Annotated in this window: 22 protein-coding genes; 11 read left to right on the forward strand and 11 right to left on the reverse strand. The window is 70.8% G+C overall.

Translation table 11 applies throughout. From position 1 onward, the window contains the following. The first annotated feature begins 414 nt into the window (after window positions 1-414). Window positions 415-759 carry a WhiB family transcriptional regulator gene (locus OG393_RS17045; protein WP_327375506.1) on the forward strand — a complete coding sequence of 115 codons (345 nt, stop codon included), beginning with the start codon at window positions 415-417 and terminating at the stop codon, window positions 757-759. Window positions 760-1,148: 389 nt separating this feature from the next. Here OG393_RS17045 and OG393_RS17050 read toward each other — a convergent pair whose 3' ends face one another. Both OG393_RS17050 and OG393_RS17055 read right to left on the reverse strand, forming a co-directional pair. Continuing rightward, window positions 1,149-2,789 carry an ArsA family ATPase gene (locus OG393_RS17050; protein WP_327375507.1) on the reverse strand — a complete coding sequence of 547 codons (1,641 nt, stop codon included), beginning with the start codon at window positions 2,787-2,789 and terminating at the stop codon, window positions 1,149-1,151. Then, a complete protein-coding gene (locus OG393_RS17055; RefSeq protein WP_327375508.1) occupies window positions 2,786-3,748 on the reverse strand; it encodes an ArsA family ATPase in 963 nt (320 codons plus the stop codon). Before OG393_RS17055 ends, OG393_RS17050 begins: the two co-directional genes overlap by 4 nt. A 71-nt stretch (window positions 3,749-3,819) precedes the next feature. Here OG393_RS17055 and OG393_RS17060 point away from each other — a divergent pair, with 71 nt between their 5' ends. The 5 genes from OG393_RS17060 (at window position 3,820) to OG393_RS17080 (ending at window position 7,291) form a co-directional block, all read left to right on the forward strand. Beyond that, complete coding sequence (locus OG393_RS17060) at window positions 3,820-3,978, forward strand: DUF4177 domain-containing protein (RefSeq protein WP_003991873.1); 159 nt, start codon at window positions 3,820-3,822, stop codon at window positions 3,976-3,978. Then, entirely contained in the window at window positions 3,975-4,460 is a 486-nt protein-coding gene (locus tag OG393_RS17065; protein WP_327375509.1) for a RidA family protein, read from the forward strand. The genes OG393_RS17060 and OG393_RS17065 overlap by 4 nt, the downstream gene beginning before the upstream one ends. A gap of 107 nt (window positions 4,461-4,567) precedes the next feature. Next, a complete protein-coding gene (locus OG393_RS17070) occupies window positions 4,568-5,434 on the forward strand; it encodes an NUDIX hydrolase (RefSeq protein WP_327375510.1) in 867 nt (288 codons plus the stop codon). Beyond that, entirely contained in the window at window positions 5,431-6,261 is an 831-nt protein-coding gene (locus OG393_RS17075; RefSeq protein ID WP_327375511.1) for an MBL fold metallo-hydrolase, read from the forward strand. The genes OG393_RS17070 and OG393_RS17075 overlap by 4 nt, the downstream gene beginning before the upstream one ends. Before the next feature lie 145 nt (window positions 6,262-6,406). After that, the gene (locus tag OG393_RS17080; protein ID WP_327375512.1) at window positions 6,407-7,291 is read left to right on the forward strand and encodes a prohibitin family protein; all 885 of its coding nucleotides are present in this window, start codon (window positions 6,407-6,409) and stop codon (window positions 7,289-7,291) included. Between the two features lie 55 nt (window positions 7,292-7,346). Here OG393_RS17080 and OG393_RS17085 read toward each other — a convergent pair whose 3' ends face one another. Then, complete coding sequence (locus tag OG393_RS17085; RefSeq protein WP_015034542.1) at window positions 7,347-8,021, reverse strand: Crp/Fnr family transcriptional regulator; 675 nt, start codon at window positions 8,019-8,021, stop codon at window positions 7,347-7,349. Window positions 8,022-8,431: 410 nt separating this feature from the next. Between OG393_RS17085 and nth the strand changes: the two genes are divergently transcribed. From nth to OG393_RS17100, 3 genes are read left to right on the forward strand one after another with little or no spacing between them, the layout of a single operon-like run. Beyond that, entirely contained in the window at window positions 8,432-9,250 is an 819-nt protein-coding gene (nth, locus tag OG393_RS17090) for an endonuclease III (protein ID WP_327375513.1), read from the forward strand. A 47-nt stretch (window positions 9,251-9,297) separates the two neighbouring features. Then, window positions 9,298-10,020 (forward strand): NUDIX hydrolase, encoded by a 723-nt coding sequence (locus OG393_RS17095; protein ID WP_327375514.1) that lies wholly within the window; start codon window positions 9,298-9,300, stop codon window positions 10,018-10,020. A gap of 46 nt (window positions 10,021-10,066) precedes the next feature. Then, entirely contained in the window at window positions 10,067-11,266 is a 1,200-nt protein-coding gene (locus tag OG393_RS17100) for a MarP family serine protease (RefSeq protein ID WP_327375515.1), read from the forward strand. 17 nt (window positions 11,267-11,283) lie between these two features. Here OG393_RS17100 and OG393_RS17105 read toward each other — a convergent pair whose 3' ends face one another. The 6 genes from OG393_RS17105 to OG393_RS17130 all read right to left on the reverse strand — a co-directional run bounded on the left by OG393_RS17105 (window position 11,284) and on the right by OG393_RS17130 (window position 19,246). Further along, entirely contained in the window at window positions 11,284-11,472 is a 189-nt protein-coding gene (locus OG393_RS17105) for a hypothetical protein (protein WP_327375516.1), read from the reverse strand. Between the two features lie 106 nt (window positions 11,473-11,578). Further along, window positions 11,579-12,514 carry an alpha/beta fold hydrolase gene (locus tag OG393_RS17110; protein ID WP_327375517.1) on the reverse strand — a complete coding sequence of 312 codons (936 nt, stop codon included), beginning with the start codon at window positions 12,512-12,514 and terminating at the stop codon, window positions 11,579-11,581. Next, the gene (locus tag OG393_RS17115; protein WP_327375518.1) at window positions 12,511-12,987 is read right to left on the reverse strand and encodes a phage holin family protein; all 477 of its coding nucleotides are present in this window, start codon (window positions 12,985-12,987) and stop codon (window positions 12,511-12,513) included. Before OG393_RS17115 ends, OG393_RS17110 begins: the two co-directional genes overlap by 4 nt. 56 nt (window positions 12,988-13,043) lie before the next feature. Then, a complete protein-coding gene (gene nhaA, locus OG393_RS17120) occupies window positions 13,044-14,444 on the reverse strand; it encodes a Na+/H+ antiporter NhaA (RefSeq protein WP_327375519.1) in 1,401 nt (466 codons plus the stop codon). Between the two features lie 240 nt (window positions 14,445-14,684). Next, a complete protein-coding gene (gene acs / locus OG393_RS17125; RefSeq protein ID WP_327375520.1) occupies window positions 14,685-16,655 on the reverse strand; it encodes an acetate--CoA ligase in 1,971 nt (656 codons plus the stop codon). Between the two features lie 194 nt (window positions 16,656-16,849). Next, window positions 16,850-19,246, reverse strand: a complete 2,397-nt coding sequence (locus tag OG393_RS17130; RefSeq protein WP_327375521.1) for a bifunctional SulP family inorganic anion transporter/carbonic anhydrase — start codon at window positions 19,244-19,246, stop codon at window positions 16,850-16,852. Window positions 19,247-19,571: 325 nt separating this feature from the next. Between OG393_RS17130 and OG393_RS17135 the strand changes: the two genes are divergently transcribed. Continuing rightward, window positions 19,572-20,888, forward strand: coding sequence for a hypothetical protein (locus OG393_RS17135; RefSeq protein WP_327375522.1), 1,317 nt, complete (start codon window positions 19,572-19,574; stop codon window positions 20,886-20,888). Window positions 20,889-20,919: 31 nt separating this feature from the next. Here the strand turns inward: OG393_RS17135 and OG393_RS17140 are convergent, their stop codons facing one another. Continuing rightward, on the reverse strand, window positions 20,920-21,906 hold the full coding sequence (locus tag OG393_RS17140) for an ATP-binding protein (protein WP_327375523.1): 987 nt from the start codon (window positions 21,904-21,906) through the stop codon (window positions 20,920-20,922). A gap of 102 nt (window positions 21,907-22,008) precedes the next feature. Here OG393_RS17140 and OG393_RS17145 point away from each other — a divergent pair, with 102 nt between their 5' ends. Continuing rightward, the gene (locus tag OG393_RS17145) at window positions 22,009-22,845 is read left to right on the forward strand and encodes an oxidoreductase (RefSeq protein ID WP_327375524.1); all 837 of its coding nucleotides are present in this window, start codon (window positions 22,009-22,011) and stop codon (window positions 22,843-22,845) included. Between the two features lie 335 nt (window positions 22,846-23,180). Here the strand turns inward: OG393_RS17145 and OG393_RS17150 are convergent, their stop codons facing one another. Then, a complete protein-coding gene (locus OG393_RS17150; protein ID WP_327375525.1) occupies window positions 23,181-24,050 on the reverse strand; it encodes an HAD family hydrolase in 870 nt (289 codons plus the stop codon). Window positions 24,051-24,431 lie beyond the last annotated feature (381 nt).

A 24,431-nucleotide genomic window follows, 5' to 3' on the forward strand; every position in this document is an offset into this window, starting at 1 on the left:
CGAGGCGCCGACGTCCTGATTCGCCGGACACGCGTATAGGCATTGGCCTAAGCTGCTCTCAACTGTCACAGCAGTGTGGTTCTGCATCAAGACCCGGGCGTGACTTCGGCGTGAACTCCCCTGGACCCGAATCGCGGGAAGCCCTGCCCGATTTCATCTCATGTGTCATTGGATGTCCTGTGTGGCTCTGTCGGATACTGGCGAACTGTTCTGTTTGTCGGTTTCGGCACGCATGTCCTCCGGTCACTCCTCTGGGTGATCTGCCGCGTACGCATAGTCCGTTCGGGCCATTCAAGATTGGGCCCGAAGGGGGTGTTGCGCTGTGCCTGCGGTCCGTAACGTCCTCAACTGGCAGCGGTGAATATGCCGCTGTCGCCGTGGGGGAGCCTCGATTCGGGAGAGGACGGCGCCGGTATGGGCTGGGTAGCTGACTGGAGTGCGCAGGCGGCCTGCCGCACTACCGATCCGGATGAACTTTTCGTACAGGGAGCGGCGCAGAACCGGGCCAAGGCGGTGTGTACCGGATGCCCGGTGCGGACCGAATGCCTGGCCGACGCCCTGGACAACCGGGTGGAATTCGGCGTGTGGGGTGGCATGACGGAGCGTGAGCGCCGCGCTCTGCTGCGGCGGCGGCCGACCGTCACGTCGTGGCGGCGGCTGCTGGAGACGGCACGCACTGAGTACGAGCGGGGAGCGGGCCTGCTGCCCGTGGCGATGGACGACGACGCGACCTACGAGAGCTACGCGGCCGTGGGCTAGAGCTCCGGTCCGTCAGGTGATCGCGCGGGCCCGTGCCTCCGGCCCCACCGCCGGCCATGAGGGGCCCCACGCCAACGAGGAGCGGGCGGTCGTCCGTACCCCGCCCGCGGCCGTCCACGGGTCTTCCGGTGAGTCGGCCGCCGAGGCGCGCAACCGCGCCGGGTTCCCGGCGGTGGTGGTCCCGCGCGAGGTCGGCCGGGAGGCACTGCCGCGTCGCGGACGACGGTACGACTCACCCGTCCTCCACACCTGGACGTCCGCGTGCCCGAGCCCGGTGTCCGTGCCCCGCGGTGAGCGGGATCAGACGCGCCCCGGACCGTGGAGCGGCCGGGGCGTGGACCGGGGCCGCCCGGACCGGTCGGGGACGGGGACTCTGTGCCGGAGACGGCTCAGGGCCGTGGGACGCGACCCGACGCGAGGCGATCGCCGATGGCCCGAAGGCCGGCGAGATCATGTACGTCGCCCGGTAGCGCGGCCACCTCGGCTACCGGTACCTCCGGGTGGAGCGCGGTGAAACGGTCACGCGTGCGCTGTTCGCGTGCGAGCACCTGCATCCGTTCGGCGTGCAGACGGAGCAGTCCTGCGGTCAGTTGCGGGATGTCCTGTGCGGCTACGGAGGGGGTGTGCGCGGGGTCGTACGGGTCGGCTGTGGGGGCAGCCTCGGGGTCCTGCGACGAACGTGCGGCGGCGGTGGCGATGTCTGACGGCTCGGGGATGGTGGCGCGGGGGCCACGAACATCAGTCTTCCCGGACACCTGATCCACCATGCGCCCCTCGTCAAGATTTTCTGCGGCTGCCCGTGCCCGCCCGGCCGAAAGCCGGGCGGCGCCGCTGCCGTGCACGCGGTTCAGGACGAGCCCGGCGAGCGGCATCTCCTCGGCCGCCAGCCGCTCCACGAAGTACGCGGCCTCGCGCAGCGCGTCCCGCTCGGGCGTGGCGACCACCAGGAAGGCCGTGCCAGGCGCCTGCAGGAGCTTGTACGTCGCGTCCGCCCGGGTCCGGAAGCCTCCGAACATCGTGTCCATGGCGGCCACGAAGGTCTGTACGTCCTTGAGGAACTGCCCCCCCAGCAGCTTGCCCAGAGTGCCGGTCATCATCGACATGCCGACGTTGAGGAACTTCATGCCCGCCCGGCCGCCCATCTTCGCCGGTGCCATCAGCAGCTTGATGAACTTGCCGTCCAGGAAGGACCCCAGCCGTTTCGGGGCGTCCAGGAAGTCCAGCGCGGAGCGGGACGGCGGGGTGTCGACCACGATCAGGTCCCACTCCTCGCGCGCCCTCAACTGGCCGAGTTTCTCCATGGCCATGTACTCCTGCGTACCGGCGAACCCGGCGGACAGCGACTGGTAGAAGGGGTTCTCCAGGATCGCCCGCGCCCGGTCGGCGTCCGCGTGCGCCTCGACGATCTCGTCGAAGGTGCGCTTCATGTCGAGCATCATCGCGTGCAACTGCCCGCTCTCCGCCCGCCGCCCGCCGGCCGGGCCGGAACCGCGCGTCGCCGTGCCGCGCGCGGGCCGGCTTCTGATGCCCTCGACCCGGCGGGGGATGTTGTCGAGCGAGTCGATTCCCATCGACTGGGCGAGCCGCCGGGCCGGGTCGATCGTCAGCACGACGACCTTCCGGCCGCGCTCGGCCGCCCGGACGCCCAGCGCCGCCGCCGTCGTCGTCTTGCCGACCCCGCCGGCGCCGCAGCAGACGATGATCCGGGTCCCCGGGGCGTCGAGGAGCGGGTCCAGCGCGAGCGCGGGAACGGAGTCGAGTCCGTCACCGGGACGTCCCTCCTCCTCGCTCCCGACGGGCGGGACCAGGCCCTCGCCGAAGCCCGAGGACACGAACTCGCCGTCCGTGGGGGGAACGTCCGGGACGACGACGTCGTCGTCGGGGGCGTTCGGGGTGGGCGCGTCCGCGGGAGGGGCGTGTGCGGCGGGGGCGTTCGTGCGGGAGGCGGCCCGCGCGGGCGCGTCCGCGGTGGCTCCGGACCCGGCCGCAGGAGCCATGGCCGTCTCCCCGGTCCGTGCGCTGTCCGTCATGCGCCCACCCCCTGTTTCCGCAGTTCCTTCGCCAGCCGGTAAAGGCCCGCGATGTCCGCCCCGTCCCCCAGGTAGGGCAGTTCGTACGTCGGCATGTCGAGCCCGATGAGGACCGTCCGCTGCGCGCGCTCCAGCTCCACCCGCTGGGCGTGCTCGGCCGCCTCCTCCAGGAGCGGTCCGACCAGCCGCTTCCCCCCGGGGACGCCGGCGGCGGCCAGGCTCGCCGCGATCGCGTCCCGGTGGTCGCCGGCCGCCGCCCGTACCGCCGCCTCGTCGAGGACGTGCGGGCGGACCATGTTGACGATCACCTGTCCCACCGGCAGTTCGGCCGCCCGCAGCTCCGCGATGCCGTCGGCGGTCTCCTGGACCGGCATCTCCTCCAGCAGGGTCACCAGGTGCACGGCTGTCTCGGGAGACTTCAGCACGCGCATCACCGCCTGCGCCTGGTGGTGTATCGGGCCGATCCTGGCCAGCCCCGCCACCTCGTCGTTGACGTTGAGGAAGCGGGTGATCCGGCCGGTCGGGGGCGCGTCCATGACCACGTGGTCGTAGGTGTACGCGCCGTTCTTCTCCCGGCGCCGTACCGCCTCGCAGGCTTTGCCGGTCAGCAGTACGTCCCGCACGCCGGGCGCGATCGTCGTCGCGAAGTCGATGGCGCCGATCTTCTTCAGGGCACGGCCCGCGCCGCCCAGCTTGTAGAACATCTGCAGGTAGTCGAGGAGCGCGCGTTCGGCGTCGATGGCCAGCGCGAAGACCTCGCCGCCGCCGGGGGCGACGGCGATCTTGCGTTCCTCGTAGGGAAGTGCCTCCGTCTCGAAGACCTGTGCGATGCCCTGCCTGCCTTCGACCTCCACGAGGAGAGTCCGCTTGCCCTCGGTCGCGAGGGCGAGCGCGAGGGCGGCGGCGACCGTCGTCTTACCGGTACCGCCCTTGCCACTGACGACCTGGAGCCTGCTCACGTCTTCGAGCCTAACCACTGGCGCGGCCGCCTAAGCAGGAGCCCGCCTGTGGCAACGGATACAGTCGGGCCATGACCAAGTGGGAGTACGCGACGGTGCCGCTTCTGGTGCACGCGACGAAGCAGATTCTGGACACCTGGGGCGAGGACGGCTGGGAGCTCGTCCAGGTCGTGCCCGGGCCGAACAACCCCGAGCAGCTCGTGGCCTACCTGAAGAGGGAGAAGCAGTGAGCGGGGGCGTCGAGGCCAGGCTGGCCGAGCTGGGCCTGACGCTGCCGGAGGTGGTGCCTCCGCTGGCCGCTTACCAGCCCGCCGTGCGGTCCGGCGTGTACGTCCACACCTCGGGCCAGCTCCCGATGGTGGAGGGCAAGCTCCAGCTGACCGGCAAGGTCGGCGGTGAGGTCACCGCCGATGAGGCCAAGGAACTCGCGGCCGTATGCGCGCTGAACGCGCTCGCGGCCGTGAAGTCGGTCGCCGGCGACCTGGACCGGATCAAGCGGGTCGTGAAGGTCGTGGGCTTCGTCGCCTCCGCCCCCGACTTCACAGGTCAGCCGGGTGTCGTCAACGGTGCCAGCGAGCTGCTCGGCGCGGTCCTCGGCGACAAGGGTGTGCACGCCCGCAGCGCGGTCGGCGTGGCGGTGCTGCCGCTGGACGCCCCGGTCGAGGTCGAGGTCCAGGTGGAGCTCGAGCAAGACGGAGAGCCTGTCGGCTGACCTTCGGCCGAGAGAAGGACGCGGCCCTCCGTGAACAGCCGGTTCCGCCCCGTCCGGGGGAGGAGCCGGCTCTCGAACATCCGGACCTCCCGGCATACCATCCGCCCATGGCGAATGGTCAGTGGTACCCACCGGAATGGCCCGACCGCATCCGCGCCCTGGCCGCGGGCGAGCTCACCCCCGCGATGCCCAAACGGGCCGCCACGGTCCTGCTGCTGCGGGACGGGGACGGCGGGCCCAGCGTGCACATGCTGCGGCGGCGCGCCTCCATGGCCTTCGCGGGTGGCGCCTACGCCTATCCCGGCGGCGGTGTCGATCCGCGGGACGAGCACCCCGTGCGCTGGGCCGGACCGTCCCTGGAGTCCTGGGCCGCGCGGCTCGGCCTTCCCGACCCGGCACAGGCGCAGGCGGTGGTGTGCGCGGCCGTGCGGGAGACCTACGAGGAGTCGGGCGTGCTGCTCGCCGGCGAGACGGCCCGTTCGGTGGTCGGCGACACGACCGGCGACGACTGGGAGAAGGACCGGGAGGCCCTGGTCGCCCGCGCGTTGTCCTTCGCCGACTTCCTCGACCGGCGGGGCCTTGTGCTGCGTTCGGATCTGCTCGGCGCGTGGGCGCGCTGGATCACGCCGGAGTTCGAGCCCCGGCGCTATGACACGTGGTTCTTCGTCGCCGTGCTGCCGTCCGGCCAACGGACCCGCAACGCCTCGACGGAGGCGGACCGTACGGTCTGGATCCGCCCGGCGGAGGCCGCGGCGGGTTACGACCGGGGCGAGCTGACCATGATGCCGCCCACCATCTCCACCCTCCGGGCCCTCGAACGCTTCGGGACGGCGGCCGACGCCCTCGCCGGGGCCGCGGGGCAGGACCTGGCGCCGGTGCTGGCGCAGGCGCGCCTGGACGGGGACGAGCTGATCCTGAGCTGGCCGGGTCACGACGAGTTCACCAAGCACATTCCCACGGGGGGCAGGGGATGACCGGCGCAGCCGCGCTTCCCGGCCGGCCCCGGGGCGGTGTGCTGTCCGGTCCCGCGACCGCGCGCGCCGTGAACGTCCTCGCGCCGAACCCGTCCGTGATGACCCTCGACGGCACCAACACCTGGATCCTGTCCGAGCCGGGCTCCCCGCTCGCCGTCGTCGTGGACCCGGGACCGCTGGACGAGGGTCACCTCGGGAACGTCGTGGACACCGCGGAGAGGCTCGGCAAGCGGGTCGCGCTCACCCTGCTCACCCATGGTCATCCGGACCACGCGGAGGGCGCCGGCCGCTTCGCGGAGCTGACGGGGACCCAGGTGCGCTGCCTCGACCCGGCGTTGCGGCTCGGTGAGGAGGGCCTTGCGGCCGGAGAGGTGGTCGAGGTCGGCGGACTGGAGCTGCGGGTGGTGCCGACGCCCGGACACACCTCCGACTCGCTCTGCTTCCACGTGCCCGCCGACCGGGCGGTGCTGACGGGCGACACGATCCTCGGGCGCGGCACGACGATGGTGGCTCACCCCGACGGGCGGCTCGGCGACTACCTCGACTCACTGCGGCGGCTGCGCTCGCTGACCGTCGACGACGGTGTCCACACGGTGCTGCCGGGGCACGGGCCGGTGCTCCAGGACGCCCAGGAGGCGGTGGAGTTCTATCTGGCCCACCGCGCCTCGCGTCTCGCCCAGGTCGAGACGGCGGTCGAGGGCGGCCACCGGACGTCCCCGGAGGTCGTCGCCCGTGTGTACGCCGACGTGGACCGCTCCCTGTGGCCCGCGGCCGAGCTGTCGGTACGGGCGCAGCTGGAGTACCTGCGGGAGCACGGCCTGATCTGACCGGCCGTCCTGACACCCCCCTGGCCGGTCTCCCGTGCCGGCGGTCCGGGCGCCCTGGGCCCCGCGGTGCGCACCCCCGAGAAGCGGACCTTTTGGCCTGTGCTTTACGCTCCGCTTACTTGTGACCGTTTGATTCGGGGGAAACGTGTTCGTCCTGTCGATCCTGCTGTTCATCACCGCGGTGGTCCTCTTCTTCGTCGCCCGCGCCAACGCCTCGGGAGGGCTGAGACTCGGGGCGCTGGGCGCGCTGATCGCCGGTGTCCTCTCACTGTTCGGTTCCACCCTCTATGTCGTGAGCGCCTACGAGGTCGGCGTCCCGGTCGTCTTCGGCAAGGTGGGGGCGCCGATGACCTCGGGCATGCACCTGACGTCGCCGTTCACGAGCGTCACGACCTTCTCCACCCGCCCCGTCGACCTCAACCTCTCCGACAAGGACGTGGTGGAGGTCCGTTCCTCGCAGGGTGGCGTCATGTACGCCGAGGTGACCGTGAAGTGGGCGGTGACCCCGGCCAAGTCCGTCGAGCTCTACCGGCTCGCGGGCAGCGAGGACGCCATCCAGCAGCGGCTGGTCTACCCCGACAGCCGGGAGATCGTCCGCAACGTCTTCGCCCGCTACACGAGTGAGCAGGGCTACGCCAGCGACCGCGAGAAGATCAACGCCGAGATCGGCACGCTGATCAAGGAGCGGCTCGCTCCGCGCGGCATCGCTGTCACCGCGGTCAACCTGCGCAACGTGAAGCCCTCGGACGCCCTCCAGGGTCAGATCGACCGCAAGATCCAGCAGCAGCAGGCGACCGAGCGGGCGACCGAGGCCGCCCGCACGGCCAAGGCGGAGGCCGACCGGCGCCGTATCGAGGCCGAGGGCATCGCCCGCGCCAACAAGATCCTCAACGATTCGCTGACGGACAAGGTCCTGGCGAACCAGTGCATCGACGCCTACAAGGAGGCCGCGGCGAAGAACCCGGTCTACGCGGTGCCGTGCGGTGGCGGCAGCGGAAGCCCGCTGATCGTGGACGGTACGAAGCGCTGAGCGCGGACACGCGGAAGGGCCGCCCACCAGGGCGGCCCTTCCCGTGCGTGCGGCACTAGCGCGAGCGCTTCGCGAGCCGCTCCACGTCGAGGAGGATCACGGCGCGGGCCTCGAGGCGCAGCCAGCCGCGTTGGGCGAAGTCCGCCAGGGCTTTGTTGACCGTCTCGCGGGAGGCGCCGACCAGCTGGGCGAGCTCCTCCTGCGTCAGGTCGTGGACGACGTGGATGCCCTCCTCCGACTGCACGCCGAAGCGGCGCGACAGGTCGAGGAGCGCGCGGGCGACACGGCCCGGCACATCCGAGAACACCAGGTCGGACATCTGGTCGTTGGTCTTGCGGAGCCGGCGGGCGACGGCGCGCAGCAGCGCGGTGGCCACCTCGGGGCGGGCGTTCAGCCAGGGCTGGAGGTCGCCGTGGCCCAGACCCAGCAGTTTGACCTCGGTCAGCGCCGTCGCCGTCGCGGTGCGCGGGCCCGGGTCGAAGAGGGACAGTTCGCCGATGAGCTCGCCGGGGCCGAGGACGGCCAGCATGTTCTCGCGCCCGTCGGGCGAGGTCCGGTGGAGCTTCACCTTGCCTTCGGTGACCACGTACAGGCGGTCGCCGGGGTCGCCCTCGTGGAAGAGCGCGTCGCCACGGGCGAGCGTCGCCTCACTCATCGAGGCGCGCAGCTCCGCGGCCTGCTCGTCATCGAGCGCCGCGAAGAGCGGGGCGCGCCGCAGAACGTCGTCCACGAATTCTCTCCTTGTCGACCTGCTCAGGGGACGGTGCATCCCCATGATGCCGCACCGGAAAACAGTGCGATCGATCACAAGGGTCCTACACAAGTCTGACCTACCGGCGCGCCCGGTCGTGCTCCAGGGGGCTGAATTCCCCAACTCGCCGCCGGGATCGCGGGACCGACGGCCCTGGACAGAGCGCCCGGTGGATGTGATTCCGCTGTGGGCGAACAGTCGTCGGTGAGCGAGGCGAAGCGTGCAAATCGCATGTCTCCGCCGTTCCGGCCCTGGTCCGGGTGCCCTCCCGGTGCCCGCCCGGCGGCCCTCCCGGGCGTGCACCGGGAGGGCCGCCAGGAGCCCCGGGGCACCCCGGCCGCACTCCGGTCGGCCGTACACCGCTGCGCCGTCCGGCGTAGCCTTCGGGCATGGCAGAGAGCAACGTCCGCACGGCGAAGCCGAAGAAGGCCGCCGCCAAACCCGAGTCACGACTCGCGATGGTCCGCCGGGCCCGGAAGATCAACCGGGAGCTCGCCGAGGTCTATCCCTACGCCCACCCCGAGCTGGACTTCCGCAATCCGTTCGAGCTGCTCGTCGCCACGGTCCTCTCCGCCCAGACCACCGACCTGCGGGTCAACCAGACCACCCCCGCGCTCTTCGCGAAGTACCCGACACCCGAGGACCTGGCCGCGGCCGTCCCCGAGGAGGTCGAGGAGCTGATCCGGCCCACCGGCTTCTTCCGTGCCAAGACCAAGTCGATCATGGGGCTCGCCGCCGCCCTCAGGGACGACTTCGGGGGGGAGGTCCCCGGGCGCCTCGACGACCTGGTGAAACTTCCCGGCGTGGGCCGCAAGACCGCCTTCGTCGTCCTCGGCAATGCCTACGGTGTCCCCGGCATCACCGTCGACACCCATTTCATGAGGCTCGCCCGCCGTTGGAAGTGGACCGAGCAGGAGGACCCGGTCAAGATCGAGGCGGAGATCGCCGGGATCTTCCCGAAGAGCGAGTGGACGATGCTCTCGCACCGGGTGATCTTCCACGGCCGCCGCATCTGCCACGCGCGCAAGCCCGCCTGCGGCGCCTGCCCGATCGCCCCGCTCTGCCCGGCCTACGGAGAGGGCGAGACCGACCCCGAGAAGGCCCGCAAGCTGCTCAAGTACGAGAAGGGCGGCTACCCCGGCCAGCGACTGAACCCGCCCCCGGACTATCCGGGCATGCCCGCGCCGCCGCTCGGAGCCGGCGCGTGAGGGAACGAACCCACACGTCGATCGCGTTGTGAACCACGGGGGTGCCTATGACGCGCACGGAAGAAGACAGGGAATCGGTCCACGGCGGGGAGCACGGTCCCGCGACGGCGGGCCTCCTTCGCGCTGACGGCCTGCCCGACTGGCTCGCCCCGGTCGACCGGATGGCCCGCGGCATCCGTCCCGAACAGCTCAGCCGCTTCCTGCCGCCCAAGACCGGCGGCCGCCAGTCCGCCGTCCTGATCCTGCTCGGGGAGGGCGACCGCGGTCCCGAACTGCTCCTGATGGAACGCGCCGGCAGTCTGCGTTCCCATCCGGGGCAGCCCTCCTTTCCCGGTGGCGCACTCGATCCCGAGGACGGTGACCCAGCCGACGGCGGCCCGCTGCGGGCCGCGCTGCGCGAGGCCGAGGAGGAGACCGGGCTCGACCCCGCGGGCGTCCAGCTCTTCGGGATGCTGCCCCGGCTCTACATTCCGGTCAGCGGATTCGTCGTGACCCCGGTCCTCGGCTGGTGGCGCACCCCCACCCCGGTCGGCGTGGTCGACCCCGCGGAGACCGCCCGGGTCTTCACCGTCCCCGTGGCGGATCTCACGGACCCCGCCCATCGCGCCACCGCCGTCCATCCCAGCGGCCACCAAGGCCCCGCGTTCCTCGTCGCATCCGCTCTGGTCTGGGGTTTCACCGCCGGAGTGATCGATCGCCTGCTTCACTACGCGGGCTGGGAGCGTCCATGGGACCGGGCCAAGCAGGTCCCACTCGACTGGCGCTCATGACAGGCTGACCCAGGCGACCGAAGACGAATCTGCGAGGCAATTGACGGTGAACGTGCTGGACATCCTGCTGCTGCTCGCCGCCGTGTGGTTCGCCATCATCGGATACCGCCAGGGTTTCGTGGTCGGCGTCCTGTCGGTGGTCGGCTTCCTCGGCGGTGGCATGGCGGCCGTCTTCCTGCTCCCCGTCCTCTGGGATCAGCTGACGGACGACTCGCAGATCTCGACCACGGCCACCGTCGTCTTCGTGATCGTGGTCATCGTCTGCGCCTCGGTCGGCCAGGCGTTCACCACTCACCTCGGGAACAAACTGCGCCGGCACATCACCTGGTCGCCTGCCCGTGCCCTGGACGCCACGGGGGGCGCGCTCGTCAACGTGGTCGCGATGCTGCTGGTCGCCTGGCTGCTCGGCTCCGCACTCGCCGGTACCTCACTGCCCACGCTGGGCAAGGAGGTACGCAGTTCCAAGGTGCTGCTGGGCGTGGAACGGGTGATGCCCGATCAGGCATCCACCTGGTTCACCGACTTCACCTCGACGCTCGCCCAGAACGGCTTCCCCCAGGTCTTCAGCCCGTTCGCCAACGAGCCCATCACCGAGGTCCGGCCGCCCGACCCGGCACTCGCCGGCAGCGCGGTCGCCGCCCGAGCCCAGGGCTCCATCGTCAAGGTCGTGGGCACGGCACCGGGCTGCGGCAAGGTGCTCGAAGGCACCGGGTTCGTCTTCGCCGACCGCCGGGTCATGACCAACGCCCACGTCGTCGGCGGCGTCGACGAACCCACCGTCCAGATAGGCGGCGAGGGCAAGCTCTATGACGCGAAGGTCGTCCTCTACGACTGGAAGCGTGACATCGCCGTCCTGGACGTCCCGAACCTTGACGCCAAGCCCCTGGAGTTCACCGACGAGGACGCCCGCAGCGGCGACGACGCGATCGTCGCGGGCTTCCCGGAGAACGGCTCCTACGATGTCCGCTCGGCTCGCGTGCGGGGCCGCATCAGCGCCAAGGGCCCGGACATCTACCACCGCGGCGAGGTACGCAGGGACGTGTACTCCCTCTACGCGACGGTCCGTCAGGGCAACTCCGGCGGCCCGCTCCTCACCGAGGACGGCAGGGTCTACGGCGTGATCTTCGCCCGCTCGCTCGACGACGCCAACACCGGCTACGCGCTGACCGCCGACGAGATCCGGGACGACATCACCCAGGGACGGGTGGCCGACCAGCAGGTCGACAGTCAGGCGTGCGCGCTGTAGCGAGGCGGGCGGGCGCGTCAGTCGCGAGTATGCCGGAGCCGGGCCGACACCCAGCGGGCCCTGCGGCGCAGAATGCGCGGAATCCCCATGCCTTGCACGGGATGTGAGCGACCCTCGTCCTGGGGGCCACTCCTCTCGTGAGTGCCCGGCCCAGCGGCCGAGCGGCGGTTGCGTGCCGTGTCACCGTAGTCGTGCGTCCAGCCCATACCCCGACGTCTGCCCCTGCCCCAAGGTCGGTAACCGCCCGGGGGCCCGCCAATTGGAGTATGCGCGCGGCACATGGCGGGCCGGGCGGCAGGGCCTCCCGTCGGCTCAGCGATCGGGTTCGGGGTCCTTGAGCCAGTTCACGAGCTCTGTCGAGAAGGCCACCGGATCCTCCTCGTGAGGGAAATGCCCCAGGCCGTCGAAGAGCCGCCAGCGGTACGGCGCCTCCACGTACGCGCCGGAGCCCGCCGCGCTGCGGGTCCGCATCACCGGGTCCGCCGAACCGTGCAGGTGCAGTGTGGGTACCCGCACCGGGCGCTTCATACGCCGGTTGAACTGGAGGCCGTCCGGCCGCGCGAGCGAGCGCACCATCCACCGGTACGGCTCGATCGAGCAGTGCGCCGTCGAGGGGATGCACATCGCCCTGCGGTACACCTCGATCGCCTCCTCGTCCGGCAGCCCCGGACCGGACCACTCCCGGATCAGCCGTCCCGTCAGCAACGCCTCGTCCGCCACGAGCTGACGCTCCGGCAGCCATGGCCGCTGGAAACCCCAGATGTGCGAACCGGCCCGCGACTGCGAGAGGTCGGCGATCATCGCCGAGCGCCAGCGCCTGGGGTGCGGCATCGAGGAGACCGCGAGCCGGCGCACCAGCTTCGGGCGCATCACGGCGGCCGTCCAGGCCAGGTAGCCGCCGAGGTCGTGGCCGACCAGCGCGGCGTCCGGCTCACCGAGCGAACGGACCACGCCGGTGATGTCGAGCGCCAGGTTCGCCGGGTCGTACCCGCGTGGCGTGCGGTCGCTGCCGCCCACCCCGCGCAGGTCCATCGCCACCGCGCGGAAGCCCGCCTCGGCGAGAGCGGGCAGCTGATGACGCCAGGTCCACCAGAACTGGGGGAAGCCGTGCAGGAGCAGCACGAGCGGCCCTTCGCCCATCTCGGCGATGTGGAAGCGCGCGCCGTTCGCCGCCACGTCGCGATGCGTCCAGGGGCCCTCGATACGGACGGGACTTCCGCTGCCGGTGCTGCTCTCGGAGACGGTCATGCAGACGAGCGTCCCACAGCGGCGGCCTCGTCCCGCGCCGCGGCCGTCAGAGCCGCCCGTTCGGGGCGGGGGTGCGGCTTGGCGTTCTGGAGGACCGCGGCGGTCCGCTTGGCGGAGCTGAGCGACTTCTCCGGCGGCTTCACCTTCTTGAACTTGGCGTAGGCGAGCAGCCCGAGCAGTCCGGCGAGGATGACGTTCGCGGCGAAGGAGAGCAGGAAGCAGACCGAGATGTGCCAGTGGCTCCATGCCTGGATGCCGTAGGCGAGCGCGAAGCTCAGCATCGGCAACGAGAACAGCAGCACCGTGGCCGCCGCGATGCCCGCCGCGCTGCCGATGGCGCCGCGCTTCACGTCCTGCTTGACCTCGGCCTTGGCCAGGGCGATCTCGTCGTGCACCAACGCGGACATCTCGGCGGTCGCCGAGGCGACCAGCTGGCCGAGGCTGCGCTCGGCTTCGTTGACCGGGTCGCTCATCGCTGCTCCCTCTTCTCTTCTACGGTCCGGAGTCTCTTCTGCGGTCCGACCTCAGATCATGCCGGACTGTCGGCGTCGTCGCTCGACGCCCCCGCGAGTCGGGCGCGCTCGCGGTGCTCGGCGGCCTTCCTCTCGTGGATCGCGGCCATCCGGAGGTGGTAGGCGGGGTCGTCCTCCTCGTATATGTCGGGGATGCCGTCCTCGTCGTCGTCCCGCTCCTCCTCCTCCAGCAGGGCCCGGTACTTCCGTACCCGCAGCTTGAGCAGAACCGTCGCGAGCAGGGCCGCGATCAGCGAGCCGATCAGCACCGCCGCCTTGACCTCCGCGGTCAGGGTCGCGTCGCCGTCGAAGGCCAGCTCGCCGATGAGCAGCGAGACGGTGAAGCCGATGCCGGCGAGGGAGGCGACGGCGAAGACGTCGGCCCAGGCCAGATCCTGGTTCAGCTCGGCTCGTGTGAAGCGGGCGGCCAGCCAGGTGCCGCCGAAGATGCCGAGCGCCTTGCCGACGACCAGTCCGAGCACGACACCCAGGGTCACCGGCTGGGTGAAGACGTCGCCGATCGCCTTGCCGGAGAGGTTGACTCCGGCGGAGAGGAGGGCGAAGAGGGGTACGGCCAGTCCGGCGGAGAGCGGGCGCACCAGGTGCTCGATGTGCTCGCCGGGCGAATGCTCCTCGCCCTCGCGCCGGGAGCAGCGCAGCATCAGGCCCATGGCGACACCGGCGATGGTGGCGTGGACGCCGCTGTTGTACATGAGGCCCCAGATGAGCAGGGCGAGCGGGATGTAGACGTACCAGCCGCGGACGCCCTTGCGCAGCAGCAACCAGAAGAGGGCGAGCCCGGCGACGGCCCCGCCGAGAGCGGCGAAGTTGAGGTCGCTGGTGAAGAAGACCGCGATGATCAGGATCGCGAACAGGTCGTCGACGACGGCCAGGGTGAGCAGGAACGCCCGCAGCGCGGAGGGGAGCGAGGTGCCGATGACGGCGAGGACGGCGAGCGCGAAGGCGATGTCGGTGGCCGTCGGCACGGCCCAGCCGTCCATCGAACCGCCGCCGATGACGTTGGTCAGCGCGTAGACGCCGGCGGGCGCGGCCATGCCGCAGACCGCCGCGATGACCGGCAGGGCCGCGGCCTTGGGGTCGCGCAGTTCGCCGGCGACGAGTTCGCGCTTGAGTTCGATGCCCGCGACGAAGAAGAAGATCGCGAGGAGGCCGTCGGCCGCCCAGTGCTGGAGGGAGAGGTCGAGGCCGAGGGCGGCGGGCCCTATGTGGAAGTCCTGCACGGCCTCGTATCCGGCGCCGGCCGTGTTGGCCCACACGAGCGCGGCGACGGCGGCGACGAGGAGGAGTACTCCGCCGACGGTCTCGGCGCGCAGCGCGTCGGCGACGTACTGCCTTTCGGGCAGTGAGAGACGGCCGAGGAACTTACGGCCGGTGGGGGTGGGGGCGGACGGGGGCACGGCGGAGACCTCCGGTCGGTGGGCAGGGCAGAGCACGTGCCGACCAGACTTCCCGGCGCACCTGGGTATTTCTCGTCGTGTCTCTGGCGCTTTGCTTACTTTACCTAACGACGCGGGGGAGTGTCCGGCGATCTTCACTTTAGGGACAAAACGCCTCGATGGCGTGTTCTGGAGGGCCGTTCAGACGGCGCCGCCCGCCCCGGTGCTCCGGGGCGGGCGGCGCCGTCTGCTCCGTGTCGCTCAGTCCTCGCTGGACGTGCTCGGCAGCTTCGTCTGGATCAGGTCCATGACGGACGAGTCCGTCAGCGTGGTGACGTCTCCGAGCTGACGGTTCTCGGCGACGTCGCGCAGCAGGCGGCGCATGATCTTGCCGGAGCGGGTCTTCGGCAGCTCGGCCACCGGCAGGATCTGCTTCGGCTTGGCGATCGGTCCGAGCGTCGCGCCCACGTGGTTGCGCAGCTCCGCGACGAGGTCGGCGTTCTCGCTGGCCGTGCCCCGCAGAATGACGAATGCGACGATGGCCTGACCGGTGGTCTCGTCGGCGGCGCCGACGACGGCCGCCTCGGCGACCGACGGGTGCGAGACGAGCGCGGACTCGACCTCCGTGGTGGAGATGTTGTGCCCGGAGACGAGCATGACGTCGTCGACCCGGCCCAGCAGCCAGATGTCGCCGTCCTCGTCCTTCTTGGCGCCGTCGCCGGCGAAGTACATGCCCTCGAAGCGCGACCAGTACGTGTCGATGAACCGCTGGTCGTCGCCCCAGATGGTGCGCAGCATCGACGGCCACGGCTCGGTCAGGACCAGGTAGCCGCCGCCTCCGTCCGGGACCTCGTTGGCCTCGTCGTCCACGACGGTCGCCGCGATGCCGGGCAGGCCCCGCTGGGCGGAGCCCGGCTTGGTCGCGGTGACCCCGGGCAGCGGCGAGATCATCATCGCGCCGGTCTCGGTCTGCCACCAGGTGTCCACGATCGGGGTCTTCCCGGCGCCGATGTGCTCCCGGTACCAGATCCATGCCTCGGGGTTGATCGGCTCGCCGACGGAGCCCAGCAGCCGCAGGCTGGACAGGTCGAACTTCGCGGGGATGTCGTCGCCCCACTTCATGAAGGTGCGGATCGCGGTGGGCGCCGTGTAGAGGATCGTGACGCCGTACTTCTGGACGATCTCCCAGAAGCGGCCCTGGTGCGGGGTGTCCGGGGTTCCCTCGTACATGACCTGTGTCGCGCCGTTGGCCAGCGGTCCGTAGGTGATGTACGAATGCCCGGTCACCCAGCCGATGTCGGCGGTGCACCAGTAGACGTCGGTCTCCGGCTTGAGGTCGAACACGGCGTGGTGGGTGTACGCGGCCTGAGTGAGGTACCCGCCCGAGGTGTGCAGGATCCCCTTCGGCTTACCCGTGGTGCCGGAGGTGTAGAGGATGAAGAGCGGGTGCTCGGCCTCGAACGCCTCCGGGGTGTGGTCGGCGGACTGCCGGGTGACGATGTCGTCCCACCAGACGTCCCGGCCCTCGGTCCAGGTGCCCCCCGCCTCCTCGAGCGACTGCCCGGTACGGCGGACGACGAGCACGTTGCGCACGCGGTCGACCCGCTTCAGCGCCTCGTCGACGGCGGGCTTGAGCGCGGAGGGCTTGCCGCGGCGGTAGCCGCCGTCGGCGGTGATGACGACCTTGGCGTCGGCGTCCTCGATACGGGTGGCGATGGCGTCGGCCGAGAAGCCGCCGAAGACCACCGAGTGCGCGGCGCCGATGCGGGCGCAGGCCAGCATCGAGACGACGGCCTCGGGGATCATCGGGAGGTAGATCGCGACCCGGTCGCCCTTCGTGACGCCCAGTTCGGTCAGGGCGTTGGCGGCCCTGGAGACCTCGTCCTTGAGCTCCGCGTAGGTGAGGGCGCGGCTGTCGCCGGGTTCTCCCTCGAAGTGGATGGCGACGCGGTCACCGTTTCCCGCCTCGACGTGCCGGTCGACGCAGTTGTACGCCACGTTGAGCGTGCCGTCGGCGAACCACTTCGCGAACGGCGGGTTCGACCAGTCGAGGGTCTCGGTCGGCTCGGTGGCCCAGCTGAGCCCTTTCGCCTGCTCGGCCCAGAAGCCAAGCCTGTCCGCCGCGGCCCGCTCGTACGCCTCCGCCGTCACGTTGGCGTGCGCGGCCAGCTCGGTCGGCGGCGCGAACCGCCGCTCTTCCTTGAGCAGGTTGGCCAGGCTTTCGTTGCTCACGACATCTCCCTTTCCCAGGGCGTCCTATGTGCCTATGTGTCCCGCGTCATAGCTCATCAGTCCGAGGCCCGGGTGACAAGGGCCTCCAGGTAATTGGTGTAGACCTGTGTGGTGGCGGATGCGCGGTGGCCCCCTCCTCCCGGGCGGCGGGACGAGGGGGCCACACAGTCTCACGGGCCTCCGGGCGGGATGGTTCAGGACGCGCGGGCGGCCGCTGCCTCCCGCGGGGCACCGGGCGCGTCCGGCGGGACCCGGTCGAAGACGTCGTCATAGCCGTGCGCCTCGGCCGGGTCGGCCAACAGATACGCCTGGGCCTCGCCCACATGGAAGTACATGCCGTGCAGCGTCAGTGTGCCGTCGGCGAGCCGCCGGGCGACCGCGTCGTGCGCCCGCAGGTGCTCCAACTGCTGGACCACGTTGGTCAGGCAGAGCTGTTCGACCGCGTCGGCGGGCAGCCGCCCGGAGATCCGCGCCCAGGCGTGGCGACGGCTCGCCATCCGCTCCAGGCTGGGCCGGCCGTGCCGCAGCCACCGGTGCAAGGGCGTCTGCGGTGCGTCCGGTCGACTGCCGAGCAGGGCCTGCATCGCTCCGCAGCCGGAGTGTCCGCAGACGGTGATCGACTCGACCCCCAGCACCTCCACCGCGTACTCGATCGCCGCCGCCACCGAGTCGTCCCCGCTCTCCTCGCCGGGCCGTGGCACCAGATTGCCGACGTTCCGCACGGTGAAAAGGTCTCCCGGACCACTGGCGGTGATCATGCTCGTGACGAGCCGTGAGTCGGCACAGGTGAGGAAGAGCTGCGAAGGGCGCTGCCCCTCGCGGGCGAGCCGCGCGAGCTCGCCGCGCATCAGCGGCGCGGTATCGCGCTGGAACTGGCCGATGCCGCTCGCCAGCCGGTGCCCGGTGGCTTGCGGAGTCTCGAGGGCCGGGCGTTCCCCGCAGCGGTGGTTGCGCCAGGGCGTCCAGGGGCGACAACAGCCGTGCGACTCGGCGCTCGGTCCGGCGATCCTCGCGCCGGACGGTCCGGTCACCTCGACCGCACCGCCGTGCCGCAGGTGGCTCGCCTGCCAGTCGTGCAGCGTCTCGTACGCGGCGTGGTCCATGAAGGAACCGTCCAGCTCGACCACGACCCTTCCCCCCGCCGGCAGCTGATGGAGGGCCCGGCTCAGCCGGGGAACCGCGATGAAGGTCAACTGGCCTCGGACGCGGACCAGATGCTCGCCCTCCCGCTCCTCGTGGGTGATGCGGGTCTTGGCCAGGCGCCGCATCGCGACGGCGACGGCGACGAGGATGCCGAGGGCGACGCCCTGCAGGATCCCGATGAGCACGACGCCGCTCAGCGTCACCGCGTAGACCAGGACTTCACGGTGCCGGGTCACGCTGCGGATGTGTGTGATGTTCACCATCTGGATGCCGACGACCATCACCAGCGCGGCGAGCGCGGGCAGCGGGATCAGGTCGAGTACGGGGACCAGGAAGAGCGCGGCGAGCACGATCCACAACCCGTGCAGCATCGTGGAGTTGCGGCTGACCGCACCCGCCGAGACGTTGGCGACGCTGCGCACGGCGACGCCGGCCACCGGCAGTCCGCCGAGAGCGCCGGACACGACGTTCGCCGCGCCCTGGCCCGCGAGTTCGCGGTCGAGACGCGATCGCGGGACACCGTGGCCCCGGTCGGACCGGGCCGCCACCAGTTTGTCGACGGCGACGGCGGACAACAGCGACTGCACGCTCGTGACCAGCGTGATGGTGAGCACGCCCGCGGCGACTCCGAGAACCGGGCCCTCGGGCAGGCCGGGCAGGGCGTGGTTGCTCCAGGACGGCAGGTCCACGCGGGGGACGCCGATTCCGGCGACCTCGGCGAGCACTGTGGCCGCCGCCACGGCGGCCAGCGCGGCCGGAACCCGGCCCACCCGTCGCCCGGCTCGGCCGGGCAGGCGCGGCCACAGCAGGAGGACGCCGATGGTGAGCAGACTGATCACCAGGGCGGCCGGGTGCGCATCGGCCAACTGGGCGGGCAGACCCAGGGCGTTGTCGACGGCGGAGCTCTGGGGGGTCCCGCCGAGCACGATGTGGAGTTGGGCCAGGGCGATGGTGACGCCGATGCCCGCGATCATGCCGTGCACGATCGCGGGGGACACAGCGAGCGCGGACCGTGCCACCTTCAGGGCGGCCAGGGCGGCCTGGGCGAGACCGGCGAGGACGGTGATGGCGCAGGTGGTGCGCCAGCCGTAGGTCTGGATGAGTTCGGCGGTGACCACGGTGAGACCCGCGGCGGGACCGCTGACCTGGAGCGGCGCTCCGCCGAGCCGGCCGGCCACGAGGCCCCCGGCGGCGGCTGCCACCAGTCCGGCCTGGAGCGGCGCTCCGGTGGCGAGGGCGATGCCGAGGGAGAGCGGCAGCGCGATGAGGAAGACGGCGACGGACGCGGACAGGTCCGCGCCGGCGATGTGGAAGCGGCGCCCCCCGCCAGGCGGGCTGTGGGGCCCGTGGAACCGGGAGCGGGCGCCGCGCCGGCGGGTGCCGGCACCGTCGGTGGTTTTGCCTTCGGTGTTCTGAGAGGTCGTGTTTCGGGGTGTGCAGAGGGGCATGTCTTCCCGTCTCCTCCGGGGCGGCGCGGTCGCGGCTCGTGCGGGACGAACGTGGGGGTCGCGGCCGTGGGGCACGGCGTGCAGCGGCGGGATGGAGGAGCGTCGCGTCCCCTCGAAGGGAGCATCAACGCTCAGTAAATGGATCGTAATGCAGAGTAAAGACTGCGGCATTATTTTCGGGGCAAACAGGTCAAACATTCACCGGTTTCGGTGAATAGTGCGTTCATTACCGCTTGTCGTTTCATCTTCCCGGTGGCCTTGGTGCGACGTTGACGCCGCTCGCAGAGGACGCACGCTCGCACCGAACCGGAGGAGAGGTGGGCGGATGAACGCCGCCGGGAGAAGGAACACAGTCCACAGGAGCGGATTCGCCGTCGGCGCCCTGGCGCTCGCTTTGGCCGCCGGACTCGCCGGCTGCACGGGCCCCGGTGCGGCGACCAACGCCAAGAAGGGCGCGGCGGAGGCCGAGAAACCCCCCGCCGCGGCCCCGCAGAGCCAGGTGCGTCTCATCGGCGACGGCTCCACCGCCTTCACCGGAGCCCAGCCCGACCAGCCCACCTGGCAGCGTCTGAAGCCGGGTGAGAAGCCTCCGCAGTTCGTGGTGTTCTCCTGGGACGGTGCCGGCGAGGACAGTCAGAAGCTCTTCTCCCACTTCCGTGAGGTGGGGAAGAAGTACGACGCGACCATGACCTACTTCCTGAGCGGCGTGTACCTGCTACCGGAGGAGAAGCGGGCGCTCTACGACCCGCCGCAACACGCCGTCGGCAGCTCGGAGATCGGCTTCAACGACGTCCAGGGCATCCGCGACACCGTCCGCCAGCTGCGCGGCGCCTGGCAGGAGGGCAACGAGGTCGGGACGCACTTCAACGGCCACTTCTGCGGCAAGGAAGCCGGGGTCGGCAACTGGTCCGTCGAGGACTGGAAGAGCGAGATCAACCAGGCCAAGGCGTTCGTGAAGAACTGGAAGACGAACTCGGGTCTGACCGGCGAGGAGCCCCTGCCCTTCGACTACGACAAGGAACTCGTCGGCGCTCGCACGCCCTGCCTGGAGGGGCAGAAGAACTTCGTCGAGGCCGCCTCCCAGATGGGCTTCCGCTACGACACCAGCGGCGTCAACGACCAGATCTGGCCCAAGCGGAACGAGGGCGGCCTGTGGGACCTGTCGATGCAGCTCGTCCCGGTCCCGGGGCGCGCGTTCCAGACCCTCTCGATGGACTACAACTTCATGGTCAACCAGTCCGGTACTGCCACCCAGGGCGACCCGTCCAAGCACGCGTACTGGGGTGACCAGATGCGCGACGGTCTGCTGCAGGCGTTCGACCGCTCCTACGACGGCAACCGCGCGCCGCTGATCATCGGCAATCACTTCGAGTCCTGGAACGGCGGCACGTACATGCGCGCCGTCGAGGAGACCATCGCCACGGTCTGCGTCAAGAAGGACGTGAAGTGCGTGTCCTTCCGTCAGCTCGCGGACTGGCTGGACGCCCAGGACCCGGCGGTCGTCGCGAAGATGCGCACCCTCAAGGTCGGCGAGGCGCCGCAGGGCGGCTGGACGGCCTTCCTGGCGCCGCGGCCCGCGGCCCCGGCGGCCGGCGAACCGGACGCCGGGACGCCGGCGGTCAAGCGGGACGGGAAGGGCTGACGGACGGGAGCCCGGTGCGGCGGGGCGCGGCTCAGGCCGGCTGGGCCGCGCCGAGTCCCTCGCTCAGCACGAACCCGGGGTCGACCTGCGCCGCCAGATCGGCCCCGGTCTTCGCGTTGCCCCAGCTCTCCGCGTTCCGCAGGTGGAAGTAGACCATCTGGCGCGTGTAGCGCTCCCAGTCGCGCCGGCCGTAGGAGTCGTCCGCGGCGTTCTGGAGGGCCTGGAGTGCCATCCGGTTGTCCGCCTCAAGGAGTTCGAAGCGGGGCGGACGACCCTTCTCCATCGCGCGGACCCAGTCCGAGTGGCCCACCGTCACCAGCAGGTCCTCGCCGACCTCCGCGCGCAGGAAGTCCAGGTCGTCCTGGCCCTGCACCTTGTTGCCGACCACTCCGAGCGCGATGTCGAAGTCGCGCGCGTACTCCTTGTACTGGCGGTAGACCGAGACGCCCTTGCGGGTCGGTTCGGCGACCAGGAACGTCATGTCGAAGCGGGTGAACATCCCGGAGGCGAACGAGTCGGAGCCGGCCGTCATGTCGACCACGACGTACTCGTCCACGCCGTCGACCAGATGGTTCAGGCACAGCTCGACCGCGCCGACCTTCGAGTGGTAGCAGGCCACCCCGAGGTCGGACTCGGTGAACGGGCCCGTCGCCATCAGTCGGATGTCGCCGTCGTCCAGCCGGACGGTCCGGGCGCACGCCTCGTACACCGGGTTGTCCTCGCGCACCCCCAGCAGCCGCGAGCCTCCGCCGGGCGGGGTCGTCTTGATCATGGTGTCGGCGGAGGCGATCCGCGGGTTGGACCCGCGCAGGTACTCCTTGATGAGCGGCAGGTGCGCGCCCATCGCGGGCATCCCCGCCGCTTCCGGCTCGTCGAGCCCGAGCGCGGCTGCGAGATGCTGGTTGATGTCGGCGTCCACCGCGATGACATGGGCTTCATTGGCGGCGAGATGGCGGATGAAGAGCGAGGACAGCGTCGTCTTCCCGCTGCCGCCCTTCCCTACGAAAGCGATCTTCATGTTCACCTAGCGTAGTGGAGTGAACGCGAAAGGTGGTCGGGGTGCGTGAAGAAGACCACTCCAACGTGGGGGTGGGCCCAAGGGCGCGTAGCCTCCCTACCTATGAGTACGCACGCCTCTGACCCCCTGGCCGCCCTGGGCTCCCTGCCGGGTGTCGCCGATTCGGTGGACTCCGTACGCAAGGCCGTCGACCGGGTCTACGGGCACCGCGTGATGCGGCGCCGCAGCAACGAGATCACCTCGGAAGCCGCGCTGCGCGGCGCGCGTGGCTCGGCCGCGCTGTCCGGCGCCGACTGGGCGCTGGAGGAGGTCCGACGGCGTACCGACTTCGGCGGAGACGGCGAGGCCCGGACGGTCGGCGGGGCGCTGCGGCTGAGCGCCGAGGCGGGCCAGCTCCTCTCCATCTGGCGCCAGTCGCCCCTGCGTGTGCTCGCCCGGCTGCACCTGGTCGCGGTGGGTGAGACCGAGCGCGCGGCGGGCGCGGCCGATTCCGTGGGCCGGCCGCGCCAAGGCGGCGAGCGGGTGGACGAGCCGCTGATCGAGGCCCCGCTGCCCGATCCGGCGGAGGTCGCGGGGCGCCTTGAGGGGCTCTCGGAGCTGATCATCGCGGGCGGTACGGCTCCGGCCCTGGTGAGCGCGGCCGTGGTGCACGGCGAACTCCTCGCGCTGCGCCCGTTCACCTCGCGCAACGGGTTGATCGCGCGGGCCGCCGAGCGGATCGTGCTGATCGGCAGCGGGCTCGACCCCAAGGCGGTCTGTCCGGCCGAGGTCGGCCACGCCGAGCAGGGGCGGGCCGCGTACGTAGCGGCCTTCGAGGGCTACCTGTCCGGGACGCCGGACGGCATGGCGAATTGGATCGCCCACTGCGGCCGGTCCGTCGAGCTGGGCGTCCGGGAGTCGACAGCGGTCTGCGAGGCGCTGCAGCGCGGCGCCGCCTGACGCCCGCCCCGGGCCGTGCCGGTCACCGGCCGGCAGGGTCTGGGAAAGGGTTGCGGCGGTACCAGCCTTCGGTACCGCCGCTGGCACGTCCGCCCAGTTACCATGCGTCCTCGATATATGCCCATCAGGCGGGGAACTTCGCCCATCGCCTGGTGCGGCTGGCCCGTAATCGACGGGTCGACGTCGCGTGGGTGCTCAGCTTCTGTGCGAGGTCCGTGGGGCCTTCTTGCTCAACAGGTGATCCTCTCGGATGTCCCAGGTCTCGCGGGCCTGATTCCTTTTTACTCCTGTCCGAGGGGAAGTGAAAGCCCTGACTCCACTTCTTTGCGTTCGCCTCAGATCCGGGCAAAAGGATCAGTGAGGGCGCTGCCCCGCCGGCGCCGGCTGGCGTACCAGACGAGGCCGGCGGTCGCGGCGGCCGCACCGACCGCAGCCGCGGCGACGAGCGCCGGCCGCGGGGGCATCCGGAGCCCCGGCACGCGCTGTTTGAGGCGGACCGGCCTGTCGAAGGTCAGGATCGGCCAGTCCCGGGCGACTGCTTCCCGGCGCAGGGTCCGGTCGGGGTTCACCGTGTAAGGGTGGCCGACGGCTTCCAGCATCGGCACGTCCGTGGCGGAGTCGCTGTAGGCGTAGCAGCGCGCGAGATCGTAGCCCTCCGACCTCGCGAGCTCCCGGACCGCCTCCGCCTTGGTGGGACCGTAGGCGTAGTACTCCACCTCGCCCGTGAAGCAGCCGTCCCCGCCGACGACCATCCGGGTCGCGACGACACGGTCGGCGCCGAGCATCTCGCCGATCGGCTCGACCACCTCGGCGCCGGACGTGGAGACGATCACGACGTCGCGGCCGGCCGTGTGGTGCTTCTCGATGAGTGAGGCCGCCTCGTCGTAGATGAGCGGATCGATCAGATCGTGCAGGGTGTCGGCGACAAGCTCCTTGACCTGCGCGACGTTCCAGCCTTTGCAGAGCGCGGAAAGGTATTCACGCATCCGCTCCATCTGGTCGTGGTCGGCGCCGCCCACGAGGTAGACGAACTGGATGTAGGCCGTCCGCAGGACGGCGCGGCGGTTGATCAGCCCGCCCTGGTAGAAGGACTTGCTGAAGGTCAGCGTCGAGGACTTCGCAATGACCGTCTTGTCCAGGTCAAAGAAGGCGGCTGTGCGCGGCAACGAGTGGTTTTCCACGACCAGAGCATAGGTGCCCGCCATTCGGCGTACGCTGGGGCGCGTGGGTTTGCCTGAGAAGGCTCTCGGGTACACCATGGAAGTCACGGATCGTTCGCGACCGTGCTAACCCGGTCCGGCTCCTCCCCCCCCGAGTCGGCCGGAGAGACGACCCCCGCTCTCCCCCCCGGCGGGGGTCGTCGCATGTCCGGACGCGTTTCCTCTCGCCGAAACATCATGGGTCCCCTCTCGTCGTCTGTCGGTTCGGGGCGACACATCACCCTGGATTCGTCACCGAGAGTAGTCGCACTGCTGCTCTCCGGGAAGCCCCGGTATGGGTTACCGGGATATTCACAACCGGTGAGTTGTCCACAGTTTCCGAGCAAGATCCACATGATTTCCGGGATGGCCCCACCGTGATTCCAG

Source organism: Streptomyces sp. NBC_01216, from assembly GCF_035994945.1.
Lineage (GTDB): Bacteria > Actinomycetota > Actinomycetes > Streptomycetales > Streptomycetaceae > Streptomyces.